Origin of the sequence: Streptomyces sp. NBC_00448, from assembly GCF_036014115.1 — a bacterium.
In the GTDB taxonomy this organism is placed as follows: Bacteria; Actinomycetota; Actinomycetes; order Streptomycetales; family Streptomycetaceae; genus Actinacidiphila.
On sequence record NZ_CP107913.1, the window covers coordinates 2,343,525 to 2,358,191 of the forward strand.

At 73.5% G+C, this 14,667-nt stretch carries 8 protein-coding genes; 4 read left to right on the forward strand and 4 right to left on the reverse strand.

Annotation, left to right across the window (positions count from 1 at the left end):
- Positions 1-4 precede the first annotated feature (4 nt).
- Entirely contained in the window at positions 5-796 is a 792-nt protein-coding gene (locus OG370_RS10000; RefSeq protein WP_328462710.1) for a DeoR/GlpR family DNA-binding transcription regulator, read from the reverse strand.
- A gap of 267 nt (positions 797-1,063) precedes the next feature.
- Here OG370_RS10000 and OG370_RS10005 point away from each other — a divergent pair, with 267 nt between their 5' ends.
- The 3 genes from OG370_RS10005 to OG370_RS10015 all read left to right on the forward strand — a co-directional run bounded on the left by OG370_RS10005 (position 1,064) and on the right by OG370_RS10015 (position 4,674).
- Positions 1,064-2,569 (forward strand): FGGY-family carbohydrate kinase, encoded by a 1,506-nt coding sequence (locus OG370_RS10005; protein WP_328462712.1) that lies wholly within the window; start codon positions 1,064-1,066, stop codon positions 2,567-2,569.
- Positions 2,566-3,198 (forward strand): histidine phosphatase family protein, encoded by a 633-nt coding sequence (locus OG370_RS10010; protein WP_328462714.1) that lies wholly within the window; start codon positions 2,566-2,568, stop codon positions 3,196-3,198. Before OG370_RS10005 ends, OG370_RS10010 begins: the two co-directional genes overlap by 4 nt.
- Positions 3,199-3,384: 186 nt before the next feature.
- Entirely contained in the window at positions 3,385-4,674 is a 1,290-nt protein-coding gene (locus OG370_RS10015) for a hypothetical protein (RefSeq protein WP_328462716.1), read from the forward strand.
- 30 nt (positions 4,675-4,704) lie between these two features.
- Here OG370_RS10015 and dapD read toward each other — a convergent pair whose 3' ends face one another.
- Both dapD and OG370_RS10025 read right to left on the reverse strand, forming a co-directional pair.
- Positions 4,705-5,682 carry a 2,3,4,5-tetrahydropyridine-2,6-dicarboxylate N-succinyltransferase gene (gene dapD, locus OG370_RS10020; RefSeq protein WP_328462718.1) on the reverse strand — a complete coding sequence of 326 codons (978 nt, stop codon included), beginning with the start codon at positions 5,680-5,682 and terminating at the stop codon, positions 4,705-4,707.
- 293 nt (positions 5,683-5,975) lie between these two features.
- Positions 5,976-9,992, reverse strand: coding sequence for a family 78 glycoside hydrolase catalytic domain (locus OG370_RS10025; RefSeq protein WP_328462720.1), 4,017 nt, complete (start codon positions 9,990-9,992; stop codon positions 5,976-5,978).
- Positions 9,993-10,335: 343 nt separating this feature from the next.
- On the opposite strand from OG370_RS10025, the gene OG370_RS10030 reads away from it, so the two are divergent.
- The gene (locus tag OG370_RS10030) at positions 10,336-12,558 is read left to right on the forward strand and encodes an alpha-L-rhamnosidase-related protein (RefSeq protein WP_328462721.1); all 2,223 of its coding nucleotides are present in this window, start codon (positions 10,336-10,338) and stop codon (positions 12,556-12,558) included.
- A gap of 149 nt (positions 12,559-12,707) precedes the next feature.
- Here the strand turns inward: OG370_RS10030 and OG370_RS10035 are convergent, their stop codons facing one another.
- Positions 12,708-14,537: a DUF2264 domain-containing protein gene (locus tag OG370_RS10035; RefSeq protein WP_328462722.1), complete on the reverse strand. Its 1,830-nt coding sequence runs from the start codon at positions 14,535-14,537 to the stop codon at positions 12,708-12,710.
- Positions 14,538-14,667: the final 130 nt, after the last annotated feature.

Genomic DNA, 14,667 nt, shown 5'->3' on the forward strand with positions numbered 1-14,667 from the left:
TCCTTCATGCCGGGGTCGGAGCGGTCTCGTAGGGGACGCCGCTGTCGTCGAGGGAACGCAGGACGTCGGGCGGGGTGCGGTCGTCGATCAGGATGAGGTCGAAGGTGGTCAGCGGGGCCAGCCGGTGCAGCGCGGTGCGCCCCAGCTTGGAGTGGTCGATCATCAGCACGCTGCGGTTGGCCGCCTTGAGCATCGCGCGCTTGACCGCCACGATCCGCTGCTCCTGGTGGAAGGCGTAGTCGCCGTACACCGACGAGGTGGAGACGAAGCACAGGTCCACCCGCAGCGCCTCGACCGCCTCCACGCAGGGCACGCCGAGGAACGAGTCGTGCAGCCGGTCGTAGTCGCCGCCGAGCGCCATCAGGTGCAGCCCGCGTTCGTCGGCGAGCAGGTTGAGCGCTTCGAGGAAGTTGGTGACCACGGTCAGCGGTTCTATGCCGGGCAGCAGCCGGGCGAGTTCCAGCGCGGTGGTGGAGTCGTCGATCATGACGGACATGCCGGGCTCGATCAGCGTCGCCGCCTTCGCCGCGACCGCCGCCTTCTCGGCCCGCATCGTCTTCTTGCGGAACGCCACGTTGCTCTCGAAGACGCCGGACGGCTGGACCGTGACCCCGCCGCGGAACTTGCGCAGGATGCCTTCCCGCTCCAGCTCGTCGATGTCGCGGTAGATGGTCATCAGACTCACCCCGAACCGCTCGGCCAGATCGGACGCGGAGACCGAGCCCTCGGCCAGCACATGGTCCGACAGCTCGCGGCGCCGCTGCGACGGCCCCCGGCGGTTCTTGTCCTGTGACATCCCTCGGCCCTGTTCCGATCCGTCGACCCGACAATAACAGTCTGCACTGTGGATATAACATTCAATGCTGATGTAACGTTCGGCAGTGTTCACTACCGGCGGCCGTCAGGTCAACCCGTCGAGTGACCCACCCGGCGGTCTCTCACCAGGTGAGAGCCGAGATGGGAACCCGCTGGCACCCCGCGGGCAGGCACCCGACCGGGGCTGTGGTCACGGTGTGAAAAGCGCCCCGCCGCCACCGCACGACCAACGAGAGGACCGGAGCCCGTGACGGACACACCCGACCAGGACCTGTGGCTGGGGATCGACCTCGGGACGCAGGGCGTACGGGCCCTCGCCGTGACGGGCGACGGCCGGGTGCTCGGCCGGGGCTCCGCCCCGCTCACCGGCACCCGGGACGGCGACCGTCACGAACAGCTCCCCTCCGACTGGTGGGACGGCGTCGGCGCGGCGGTCCGCGCGACGCTGCGCCCGCTGGAGCCCGCGCGGGTGCGGGGCCTGGCGGTGTGCGGCACCTCCGGCACCGTCCTGCTCACGGACTCCCGCGGCACCCCGGTGACCGCCGCGCTGATGTACGACGACAGCCGGGCCGCCGCCGAGGCGCGCCACGCCCAGGAGACCGCCGCCGATGTGTGGGACGCCCTCGGCTACCGCATCCAGCCGAGCTGGGCGCTGGCGAAGGTGCTCCGGCTCGTCCGCCAAGGCGGCGGCGACCCGGCGGCGCTCCGGGGCGCCCGGGTCTGCCACCAGGCGGACTTCGTCACCACCCGGCTGGTCGGGCACCCGGTGCCGACCGACTCCAGCCACGCCCTCAAGACCGGATACGACCTGCACGGCCGCAGCTGGCCCCGCGCGGTCCACGAGCAACTGGGCCTGTCCGGACTGGACTTCCCGCCGGTGGTGGCCCCCGGCACCGTACTCGGCACCGTCTGCGCCGAGGCGGCCGGCCTGACCGGACTCGCCGAGGGCACCCCGGTCGTCGCCGGGATGACGGACGGCTGCGCGGCCCAACTCGGCTCGGGCGCCTGGGACATCGGGCAGTGGAACACCGTTCTCGGCACCACCCTCGTCATCAAGGGCGTCACGGCGCGCCCGCTCGCGGACCCGGCCGGCGTGCTCTACAACCACCGCTCGGCAGACGGCAACTGGCTCCCGGGCGGCGCCTCCAGCGTCGGCGCCGGCGCGCTGGCCCGGGCGTTCCCCGGGGCCGACCTGGCCCGGCTGGACCGGGCCGCCGCCGCGCACGAGCCGGCGAGCGTGCTCTCCTACCCCCTCGTCTCGCACGGCGAGCGCTTCCCGTTCCTGGCGCCCGACGCCGAGCCCTTCACCCTGGGCACCCCCGCCGACGACGGCGACCTGCACGCCTCCCTCCTGCAGGGCGTGGCGTTCGTGGAACGCCTCTGCCTCTCCTACGTACGGCAGTTGGGCGCCCGGATCGAGGGGCCGGTCGCCTTCACCGGGGGCGCCACCGGCAGCGCGTACTGGAACCAGTTGCGCGCCGATGTGCTCGGCCGGCCGGCCACCATTCCCGAACAGGCCGACTCGGCCCTCGGGATGGCCGTGCTCGCCGCGCACGGCGTCCGATCCGCGGGCGACTCCGAGCCGGCGGCGTGGTCGGACCTACGGCCGATGGTGCGGCTGCGTACGACACTTGAACCGCGGCCCGAGGTGAGCCGGCGGTTCGACGAGCCCTTCGTGGCGCTCGTGGACGAATGGGAACGCCGCGGCTGGCTCCCCACGGAGACGGCCGCCTACGCACGGGAGCACGGATGACCACCGCCGCCACGACCCTTTTCCTCACCCGGCACGGTGAGACCGTCTGGCACGAGGAGAACCGCTACACCGGGGTCAGCGACATCGCGCTCACCCCGCTCGGGCTCGAACAGGCCGAGGCGCTCGGGGCATGGGCGGCGGGCGCCGGGCTCGACGCCATCCTCACGTCCCCGCTGTCCCGTGCCCGGCGCACCGCCGAGCCCGCGGCGCGGGCCACCGGGATCGTTCCCGTCGTCGAACCGGACCTGCTGGAGGTCGACTTCGGCGTCGCCGAGGGCCGCACCCTGGGCGAGCTCCGCGCCTCCCACCCCCGCGAGGTGGACGCCTTCCTCGACGATCCCGCAGCCCACCCCTTCCCTTCCGGCGAGGACCCCCGCTCCGCCGCGGCCCGCGGCGCCGCCGCGCTTCTGCGCATCCCCCATGACCACCCCGGGCACCGTGTCCTCGTCGTCGCCCACAACACCCTCTTCCGCCTGGTCCTCTGCCGCCTCCTCGGCCTCCCCGAAAGCACCTACCGCCGGGTCTTCCCCGGCCTCCACAACTGCGCCCTCACCGAGCTCCGCCTCACCCCTCCCGGCGCGTCCCTGATCACCCTCAATGTCCCCACCTGGCCGCTACCGCCCGCCTGAGCCCGCACGGCTCACCACCGCGGAAGACGTTCACCATCCGGCGGCGCCGGGGGTACCTCCCAGGCGAAGCTCTGGGGGAGGAACCGCGCGACAAGCCCCCACCGGCCCACGGTCCGGCGAACTCGCCGCGGAGGCTGGGCCCGCGGGCCGGTTGCATGGGCGGGAGCGGGGGGCGACGCTGTGGGGGTGAGTGAGTCGGGGGGCTGGAACGAAGAGTTGACGCGTGCGTTCGTGGCGGCGGAGGGCACCCGGCAGACGCTGGCGGTGCTGCTGCCGGTGCGGTTGGCGGCGGACCCGCCGTGGCCGAAGGGCCCCCTTCCGATCGCGGACCACAGCGCGGCCGCGGAAGAAGCCGCGCGGCGAAGGCTGTTCACGGCCTCGGCCGGCCGCGCCATGTACGACCGCCGGTGGCACACCCGTACGGACCCGGCCCCCGTCCAGGGTCCGATGCGCCTGGACGGGATGGAACTGCTCCGCACCCCCAGCTCCCGCTCCCCCGAACAGGCCCTGGCCGTACTGCACTTCACGGTGACCGGCGCCCCCCTGCTGCCGCTGCTGCGCGCCCTCGGCAGGAGGCGCGGGGAGACCGCCCCGGACCCGCTGCAAGGACCGTTCGCCCCGGCGACGCTCCTCGCGGGCGTCGCCGACCCGGAGGTCCCGGCGGGGCCGTTCGCACTGGCCCGCCCGTACACCGTCGCGTTCCTGACGCCGCCCGCCGCCCTCACCCGGGTGATGCGGGACCCCGGCACCGCCGAACTGCCCCTCGCGGCGGACCTGTTGCTGCACGCGCTCGCGTCGCGCGCCACCCCGACGGATCTGCCGCCGGCACCGGAGTCGCTGGACGCCATGCGGGCGGAGGTGAACCGGATCTCCGCGGACTGGAGCGCGCTGGTGCTGCGCCAGGGCGCCGCGTTCCTGGGGCACCGCCCGGACACCGGCCCGGGGGACTTCTACGAGTACGCGCTCGGCAACGCCCGCGGCACCTACCTCGACGCGCTGCTGCTGGGCACCGCCCAGCGCAACCACATCGACGAGTTGACCGACGACCTCTCCGCGGTGTTCGGCGATGCGGGCCTGGCCCGCCGCGTCACCGACCTGGAACGCCGTATCGCGGTCTTCCGGAGCACCTACTGGCGCCAGCACCTCAGCGCGCACGGCCCGGTCAACCACCTGCTGCTCGCGTTCCACGCCAGGTACCGGCTGCCGGAGCGCTTCGCGCAGATCCTCGCCGAGGCCGCGGACTACGCGCGGCTCGCGCAGAACCAGGAGAGCCAGCAGATCGCCGGGGCGCTCGGCGTGCTGACGGTGCTGGGCCTCCCGGTGTCCACCGCGCTGGCCGTCCTCCAGGTGCTCGGCGACACCAGCGCCACCGATCTGGTGGTGGCGCTGGCCGCCTCGCTCGCCGCGACGGCGGCCGCGCTCACCACCCGCTACGGCCGCCTGGTCCTGTCGTCCCTGCGCGGCAGCCGCTCATGACCGGCGCGGCCGAGCCGCTCTGACACTCCGTCAGTTGTGGCTGTGAAGGGCCGCGTTGAGGCCGCCCCAGGAGCCGGTGCGCTGGAGGACCTCGACCTTGCCGGTGGTGGAGTTGCGGCGGAAGAGGACGTTGTCGGCGCCGGACAGCTCGACGGCCTTGACGATCTGGCCGTCGGGGAGGGTGACGCGGGTGCCCGCGGTGACGTAGAGGCCGGCCTCGACCACGCAGTCGTCGCCGAGCGCGATGCCGAGCCCGGACTCGGCCCCGAGCAGGCAGCGTTCGCCCACCGAGACGCGCTGGGTGCCGCCGCCGGAGAGGGTGCCCATGATCGACGCGCCGCCGCCGACGTCGGAGCCGTCGCCGATCACCACGCCCTGCGAGATACGGCCCTCGACCATGGAGGTGCCGAGCGTCCCGGCGTTGAAGTTGCAGAAGCCCTCGTGCATGACGGTGGTGCCGGCCGCGAGGTGCGCGCCGAGCCGGACCCGCCCGGCGTCCGCGATCCGTACGCCGGCGGGCGCCACGTAGTCCGTCATCCGCGGGAACTTGTCCACGCCGAAGACCGTCAGGTGGGTGCCCTCGGCCCGCGCGGCGAGCCGGGCGTCCTCCAGGCCCGCCACCGGCACCGGGCCGAGCGAGGTCCACGCGACGTTCGCGAGCAGGCCGAAGATGCCGTCCAGGTTCTGGTCGTTCGGCCGGACCAGGCGGTGGCTGAGCAGGTGCAGCCGGAGGTACGCGTCGTGCGCGTCGAGCGGCTTGTCGTCCAGCGAGCCGATCACCGTACGGACCGCGACGACCCGCACCCCCCGGCGCGGGTCGGGGCCGAGCGCTTTCGGCGCGGCCGCGCCCAGCAGTTCCGCTGCGCGCTCGGCGGTCAGGTGCTCGGTCCCTGCCGGGCCGGGCTGCTCGGCCAGCTCCGGGGCGGGGTACCAGGTGTCGAGGACGGTGCCGTCGTCAGCGACGGTGGCAAGGCCGACGGCTACGGCGCCGGGACGGGTATCAGTCATGGTCAGCACGCTAGTCGCTCGCCGCGAGCTGAGCGAACCCGCCCGGGGGGTGCCGGACCCGCCCGGGTACGTGGTGCTGTCGGCCCCGGGACCACCCGCCGGTGGAGGACTGGTGGCGCGGTTCCTCCCCCAGAGCTTCGCCTGGGAGGTACCCCCAGCGCCCCTGGGAGGTGGCCCTCCTTTCGCGGAGGAGCCGCACATATCCAGGGGCGCGGGGAACTGCGCGGGCAACCCTGAACCGACAGGTGGTCCCTGAACCGACAGGACGGGGCAGCCGGGTGGGTCCGGCACCGTCAGGGAGCCAGTTCCACCACGCGGGAGAAGCTGTTCTGCGCGGAGGTGATGACGATGCGGAGCTGCGTGGTGGTGACGGGGGTGTCGAAGGGTATCCAGCGGCTGACCGCGGAGTTCCCCGAGACGGTGGCCCGGGTGGCCCATTGGGAGCCGTCCCAGGTCTGGACGGTGAAGTCGGTGGGGACGCCGTCGGGATGGGAGACGAAGGAGACGCCGTCGAGGGTCACGGCGGAGGGCGTGGTGACGGTGAGCGTGTCGGGATAGACGTCCTGCGTGTCGTCGTTCCAGAAGGTGGCGGGGTCGCCGTCGATGGCGTTCCCGGGCACGTAGGTGCGGGTGGCGCCGTCGACGACGTTGGGCGCGTGGAAGCTGGAGGCGTCCGCGGTGGTGCCGGCCGGCCAGCTGCCGAAGACGGAGACCTGCACGGTGCTGGTGGCGAGCGTGCCGTCGGGCGCGCGTACCTGGATCGGCACCGCGTGCACCCCGCTGGCCGCGTCGGCGGGCACGGTGAGCTTGACGGTGGCGAGGGTGACCGTGGCGGCGGGGGTGATCGGGATGGCGGCCGGGGTCGCGGTCGCGGTCCACCCGGCGGGCACCTGGGCGCCGACCACGGCGGAGCCGGACTTCGTGCCGGCCGCGGAGACGACCACGCTGATGTCGCCGCTCGCGCCGGCCTTGACGGGCGCGGCGGCGCTCGCGGTGACGGACAGGTGGGTGACCGAGGTGCTCGGCGGGGTGACGGTGAAGGTGTAGTCGCCGGAGCCGGCGGTCAGCGTCAGGGTCTGGCCGGTGGCCTTGCCGACGGTCAGCCCGGGGTCGGACTGTCCGGCGCGGCCCGCGGTGTAGAGGGTGCGGCCGCTCTCGCGGACCGTGGAGGCGGTACCTCCCAGCAGCGGCAGCCGGATGGTGGCGGTGGCACCGACCGGGACGACCGCGTGGTAGGTGAGCTTGCTGCCGTCGCGCTGCCAGGAGCCCTCGACGGTGCCGCGGACGGTGTGCTGGGTGGCCGAGACGTGGGTGAGGTCCCCGACGACGCTGGGTGCGAGCGTGAGCCGGCCGTATCCGGCGCCGGCGGCCGAGTCGCCGGGCTGGATGCCGGCGAGCTGCTGGTAGAACCACTGGCCGATGGAGCCGCCGAGACCGATGTGGTCCTTGGACGACGTGCCGTCGGGGGCCGAGGAGTTCGGCCACTTCTCCCAGATGGTGCCGGGGCCCTGGTCGACCATGTAGCCGAAGCTCGGGTAGTCCTCGCGTTCGGCGAGGGCGAGGGCGACGTCGTTGCGGCCGTACGCACCGAGCGCCTGGTAGACGTAGGTGGTGCCGACGAATCCGGTGGTGACGTGGTCGCCGTGGGCGGCGATGTCCTGCACCAGCCGGTCGAGGCTGGTCTGCTCGTGGCCGGCCGGGACCAGGCCGAGCGCGAGCGGCATCGCGTAGGACAGCTGCGAGCCGTTGCCGAAGACGCCGGTGGCGGCGTCGAAGTAGCGCTTGAGGAAGCCCGCCTTCACCTGGTCGGCGACGGCGCTGTAGTGGGTCGCGTCGGCGGTCTTGCCGAGCACGGTCGCCATCTTCGCGAGCAGGGTCGCGTCGAGGTAGGAGAACGCGGTCTGGAAGTAGTCGTGCGGGGTGCTGACGGTGGCCAGCCAGTCGTCTCCCCACGAGGTCGGGGAGTCGACCACCACGTGGTCGGCGTCGCTGATCGTGGCGAGGTAGTCGACCCACGCCTTGACCTGCGCGTAGTTGGCGGTGATGGGCTGCTTGTCGCCGTACTGCGTGTAGGTGTCCCAGATGATCTGCGGGTAGGCGGTGCCCCAGGCCGGGTCGGTGGCCCAGGAGCCCTGACCGCCGTTGGCGGGTGCCACGGACGGGATGCTGCCGTCGGCGTTGGCGCTGGTGGCGATGTCCCCGAGCCACTTGGCGTAGAACGCCTGCATGTCGTAGTTGCTCATCGCCTCCTGGTCGGTGTCGCCCGCGTCGCCGAGCCAGCCGTGCCGCTCGCGGGTCGGGCAGTCCATCGGGATGGACTCCAGGTCGTTGAGCTGGGTCTGGGCGACCGCGTCCTGGATCTTGTCGAGCAGCGGGTTCGAGGTGCTGAACTGCCCGGTGGTGGGGACGTCGGAGTGGACGACCTGCGCGGTCACGGTGACCTGGACGTCGTCGGGCAGGCCGGTCAGCTCCGCGTAGCGGAAGCCGGCGTAGGTGAAGTGCGGGGCGTACGTCTCGGTGCCGGTGCCGGCGAAGGTGTAGCGGTTGGTCTGCCGGGGCGGGTCGGAGGCGGAGAAGCTGATGTTGGAGGTCGTCACCTGGCCGCTCGCGTCCAGGATCTCGCCCTGGGTGAGGGTCGCGGTGGTGCCCGCGGGCTGGGCGGCCTTGATGGTGACCCAGCCGGTGCGGTTCTGGCCGAAGTCGTAGACGCGCTCGCCCGCCGCGGGGCGGGTCTCCTTGACCGGGGTGACGGTCTGTACGACGCGGGTCGGGGGTGTCACGTCGGCCCGGAGCGCGGTCATGGCGTCGTAGCCGGTCGCGGGGTGGGCGCCGTAGACGCCGAGTTCGGCCAGCCGGAAGGTACAACCAGCCGCGTTGCAAGGCAACTTGGTGGCGGTGACCCGGACGTAGCGGGCGGTGGTGTCGGTACTGAGGGTGACCGGCGAGGTGCCGGGGTTGGCCTGGTCGGCGCCGGTGCGGTCGGCGACGGTGGTCGCCGTGGCGAAGGTCGGGTCGTCGCTGACCTCGACCTTGTAGCGGACCGGGAAGCCCGCGCCGATCAGGTCGCCGGCCGTGTCGTTGGTGGGGCGGGCCGGGAAGAGCGTGAGGGTGCGCAGCCGCTGCTCGGAACCGAGGTCGGTCTGCACCCACTTGGTGGTGTCGGCGGTCGTCTCGATCTTCGAGTGGTAGCCCTCGGAGGCGTCGACGGAGTTGTCGATCCCGTCGGTGAGGGCGGCCGGTGACCAGCCGGCGGTGGTCGTGGTGTCCAGCGCGGTGACCGGCTTGCCCTGGGCCAGGCTCACCGGGTGCGCGACCGGGAAGAGCGCGTGCGCGGCCGTCCAGCCGCTGTCGTCGTGGCCGGGCGCGTCCCAACCGGGCGCGGCCTTGCGGGCGTCGTAGGTCTCGCCGTACCAGAAGTCGTCACCGGTCACCGGGCCCGCGGTGGTCCGCCATGACGGGCTGGTGCCGAAGGCGGCGGTGGAGCCGTCGGTGTAGGTGATGTCGAGTTGGGCGACGAAGACCGGCTGGCCGCTGAACTGGCCCTTGCCCGCCATGAATCCGAGGGTGTTGGCGCCCTGGCGCAGCTGCCGGGTGACGTCCAGGTCGCGGTAGAGCACGCGCGAGTTGTAGTCGGTGACCGAGGAGTCGAGGACCTCGGACGCCTGCACGCGGGCGCCGTTGAGGTGCGGTTCCACGATGCCCTGCGCGCCGAAGTACAGCCGGGCCCGGGCGACCGGCTTGGCCACCGTGAAGTCGCCGCGGGTCAGCGCGCCGTCGTCGGTGCGCAGCCACCAGGCCGACCAGTCAGTGGCGTTCAGCAGCCCGGTGTCGAAGGAGGCGGGCGCCGACCAGGGGGACGCGGCGCCCTCCTTGTTCCAGGTCCTGACCGTCCAGGTGTACGTCCGGTCGGCGGCGAGCGCGGGGCCGGCGTAGGAGACGGCGGTGGAGTCGGCGGACCTGACCCGGCCGGAGTCCCAACTCGCTCCCGCCGCGGGCTTTCCGCCGTTCCGGGCGGCGGGCGCGACCCGGAGTTCGTAGGCGGTCTGGGCCTCGGCCCGGCCGGTGTCACGCACCGTCCAGGCGAACGACGGGTGGGCGGCGTCGGTCAGCACGTCCGACGCCTGGCCGTCGGCGCGCAGCCCGACCGGGGCGAGCGGCCCGCCGGAGCCGTGCCCGGACGACGGTCCACCCGACTGCCCGCCCGGCGCTCGCGCCGACGCGGCGGTGGGTACGGCCAGCGCGGTCGCGACGAGTACGGCGAGCACCGCCGCCCGTCTCCTGCGGCCTCTTCGAAGTCCGAACACGGTCATGCGGTGTCTCCCCACTGGGACCACTCTGGGAACCATAACGTTTCATGCGCGAGGCCACGTCCTACCGGTAATCCCGCCCCAGGGACAAGGGTGCGGACACGGATCGGTACGGGGCGAGGAAACCCGGCGATCGGATTTAGGTGGTATTACGGCAGTAAGTTCCCTGCCGATCCCGCGAGTTGTCCGAAAACTGGTCGCCGCACGACTGTTGCCGTGCCGGTGCACCGTGGATAGCGTGTCCACCGATCAGATCTGAATCATTTCAATCCGGTGCGTCGATCGCGGACCGCGACCGCATCCGGGACCCCCTCGGGCCACCTCAGCGCCCCGACAGGAGCGAACCATGTCGAACAGCACGGAACCGGGCGCCGGGCCGAAGCGGAGGATGCTCCTCCGCGCGGGCGCCGCCTCGGTGGTCGCCGCCGCGGCGATGCGCGGCGTGACGGCCGAGGCGGCGGCGCCCGAAGCCGCGGCCGGCACAACCCCCGCGGGCGGCAACGGTGTTGTGCCGGCCGCCGCGTCGTCGGCCACCGCGTCCGCGGCCGGCGGCAAGGCGTCCGGCGTGCACGCCGCTCCGAGCGGCCGGTGGGACACCTTCAAGCTCTCCCCCGCGACCCGCACCGTCTCCCCGGTCGCGGTGCACGCCACCACCGGCACCGTCGGCAACGCCAAGGACCTGGTGCGCAAGGCCGGTTCGGCCGCGACGAGGCTCAGCGGCGCGGGCTCCTCGGTCACCCTCGACTTCGGCAAGGAGGTCGGCGGCTACGTCACCCTCACCCTCGGCGCCGGCGCGGACGCCGACCAGAAGGTGGGCCTGACCTACAGCGAGCTGTCCACCTACGTCAGCACCACGTCGAGCGACGGCTCCAACGGCGGCTCCAACAACGAGCCCCCGGTGTGCTACACCGCGCAGCCCGCCGGCCGGATCAGCACCCAGACCTCCGTGCCCGTCTCCGGCACCGACGCCGCCGACAACCCGACCAGCCAACTGCGCGGCGGCTTCCGCTACTTGACGATCGTCAACCAGACCGCCGGCGCCGTGGAGCTGACCGGGGTCAGCGTGGAGATCGCCTTCGCCCCCAACGCGGCGGACCTGCGCGCCTACCCCAACTACTTCTCCTGCGACGACGACCTGCTCACCCGCATCTGGTACGCGGGCGCCTACACCGTGCAGACCAACATCGTGGCGAACAACCAGGGCCGGGTGTGGGGCCCGCCCGCGGTCGGCTGGAACAACGGCGCCAGGATCGGGGAGTCCGGCGACACCGTGCTCGTCGACGGCGCCAAGCGCGACCGCACCGTGTGGCCCGGCGACCTCGGCATCTCCGTCCTGACCGACTACGTCTCGCTCGGCGACATGCGGACCGTGCGCGACTCCCTCCAGACGCTCTACAACCACCAGGCCGCAAGCGGCGCCCTCCCCTACGCGGGCCCGGCCGTCGACTTCATCGGCAACTCCGACGCGTACCACCTGTGGACGCTCATCGGCACCGCCTCCTACCTGCAGTTCACCGGTGACACCGGCTGGGCGACCGGGATCTACCCCAAGTACAAGGCCGCGCTGGACTACATCACCGCCAAGATCGACAGCGACGGGCTGCTCAACGTCACGGCGAGCGCCGACTGGGCGCGGACCGACTCCGACGGCAAGAACATCGAGGCCAACGCCATCATGTACCGGGCGCTGGTCACCGCGGGACCGTTCGCCCGGGCGGCCGGCGACACCGCGACCGCGGCCGGCAGCGCCGCGACCGCCGCGAAGCTCAAGTCCGCGGTGGAGGCGGCCGGTTACTGGGACGGTGGCGCGGGGCTCTACCGCGACAAGCCCGGCTCCACGCTCTACCCGCAGGACGGCAACGCGCTGGCCGTGTGGTTCGAGCTGGTGCCGGACGCGGACCGGGCGAGCGCGGTCAGCCAGGCGCTCGGCGCGCGCTGGACGCCGGTCGGCGCACTCACCCCGGAGAAGAGCGCCGAGGCGGTGCACCCCTTCCCCGGCGGCATGGAGGTGCACGCGCACTTCGCGGCCGGCCGCGACAGCACCGCGCTCGACCTGATCCGCCGCGAGTGGGGCTACATGCTCAACGCGCCCCAGGGCACGGCCAGTACGTTCTGGGAGGGCTACCGCACCGACGGCAGCTCGGACTACTCCGGCTCCTACATGAGCGCCGCCCACGGCTGGTCCACCGGGCCGACCTCGGCGCTGACCTTCCGGCTGCTGGGCATCGCGCCCGCCGACGACGGCGGCACCGCCGGCTACCGCGTCGCCCCGCACCCGGGCGGAGTCGGCCGCGCGGAGGGGCAGTTGACCACTCCGGCCGGCGTGATCGGGGTGTCCTGGCGGGACCGCGGCCGCGGCGAGTTCGACCTGACCGTCACCGCCGCGAGCGGCGCGGTCGGCGAGATCGCGGTGCCGGTGCCGGCCGACGGGTCCTACGTCGTGAAGGTGGACGGCAGGACCGCGTGGGACCGCGCACCGCGCCTCTACTCCGCCCGCAGGGAGGGGAGTCACGTCCTGCTGACCGGCGTGCCGGCGGGCAGCAGGACGGTCACGGTCCGGCGCGGCTGAGCAGGGCAGAACCGCCGAACCGCCCGAACGCCGAACCGCCGAACGGCCGAACCGCCGAACGGACAGCGCGGGGCCCGTCGAGCCGGAACGCTCGACGGGCCCCGACACACGCTGCGGGCAAGGGGGTTCGTACGCCTCGCCGCTCGGCGTCAGACGACGGCCGGCGGCACCGGCCCCTCCCACGCCGCCGCGCCCTGGGCCCCGGCGCCCAGCACCGCGCAGCGCAACCAGTGCTCTCCCGGCTCCAGCCGGCCGGTGAGCGTGGGCAACGCGGTGCGGCGGGCCAGCAGGTTGGTGCCGGGCAGCGTGTGGATGACCTGCCCGGTGCGGGCCTCGCCGTCGCCGAGGTCGCGCAGCCCGCTGAGGTCGCCCGCGGTGGACACCGCCACCGCGCTGCCGGCCGCGCCCTCGGACCGGACCAGCCCGGCGTCGCGGTCGACGGCGAACCCTCCTTCCGCGGTGTGCAGCGGCCGGGCGGTGCGGATGCGGTGGGTGCGCAGATGCCAGGGCGCGGCGGCGCTCAGCCAGGTGGTGATCTCGACGTCGGACCAGGGGTGCCAGGTGCTGGACACGGTGCCGTCGGCCGCGGTCCGCGGCTCCGCATTCCCCTCGCGGACCCGGAAGTGCGTCGGCTCGGCGTCCGGGTCGTCGTCGCTGACCGCGAGCACCGAGTCGTACGCCCCGTGGATCAGGCCGAGTTCACCGGACGGGACGCTGAAGCCGAAGCGGGTGGAGTAGGCGAACTTGGCGTACTTCGCGGAGCCGGCGCGCGCCCAGGTGCCCTGCTGGAGCCCGCTGAGCAGGGTCACGTCGCCGCCCGAGCGCAGCAGGACCGCGCCGGCGTGCGGCTGCGTGGACGCCTCCTGCACGGCGGCCTGCCCGCTCGGCTCGGCCGGTCCGGTGGGCGCCGCGGCCGCGTGCGGCTCCTCCCCCGCCGTCCAGAAGTCGTGCTCGGCCGGCAGCGCGAGCGGCAGGAACGCCTTCATCGCCCAGTACGGCGACCCGGGCGCGTTGTACTGCTCGGCCATCAGCGGCTGCGGGTAGGCGTAGCCGACCGAGAGCACCCCGCCGGGCGCGATGTCCGCCTGCCGGGCCCGCCACCAGCGCAGGTGCCGCAGCAGCAGGCCCTTCACCTCGCCGTACGGCAGCGCGTCCACCCCCGCGTACGGCAGCGCGCCCCAGAAGGAGCCCTGCGCGAAGCGGTAGGTGAGGCTGCGGCCGAAGGGCACCGCGGCGCCGTCGTCGGCGAACCAGTGCCGGAAGTCCGCGGCGAAGGAGGCCGCGCGCTGCCGGAAGCGCTCCGCCCTGGCCGGGTCCTCCTGGCCGCCGAGCGCCGCGTAGATCAGGCCGTAGAAGTGCATCGCCCACGGGATGTAGTAGTCGCGCTGCGGGGTGGGGCCGTCGCTGTACCAGCCCTCGCCGAGGGCGTACGTCTCCAGTGCGTCCAGGCGGGTGTGCCGGGCGTCGCGGTCGTGGGCGTAGCCGACCCGGTCCAGGCCGAGGCTCACCATGACCGGGAAGAAGTTCCAGTTGTTCGGCGGGGTGGCGCGGTCCAGCGACCCGGCCAGCCAGCGGCCGACCCGGTCGCGCGCCCTGCCGTCGAGCGGGTCCCACAGGCGCTCGGGGGCGAGCGCGAGCGCGAAGCCGAGCGCGGCGGTCTCCACCTGGCGCTGGTCGAAGCCGCCGATGTCGCCCCAGTACTCGGGGTGTTCGGGGTCGGTGCCGGCGGCCAGTCCGCGGGCCCACAGCTCCCAGTGCGCGAAGTCGCCGCCGCCCGCGGCCAGCGGCGCCAGCCCCCACAGCGGCCGGGCGAACCCCTCCAGGCCGGCGGCCTCGTCGCCGTAGGCCGCGACGTTCACCCCCGGCATGATCCGCGCGCCTCCCGGGCTCGCGTGCGGCACCAGCGCCGCGGCCAGTTCCCCGACGTACGCCTGAAGGTCCGCGCGTGCCCGCGCGCCGTGGCCGATCCCGGTGGTCATGGATACCGCCTCCACAGTGAAGTTGCGATAATTTTCGCAACTCTTTCGAGAGGCGTCAACGGCATTCGGCCCGCGGGCGCCTCCTCCTCGGCCGGCCGGGCGCAGGTGCGGCCCGCACCCGGCAACGCGT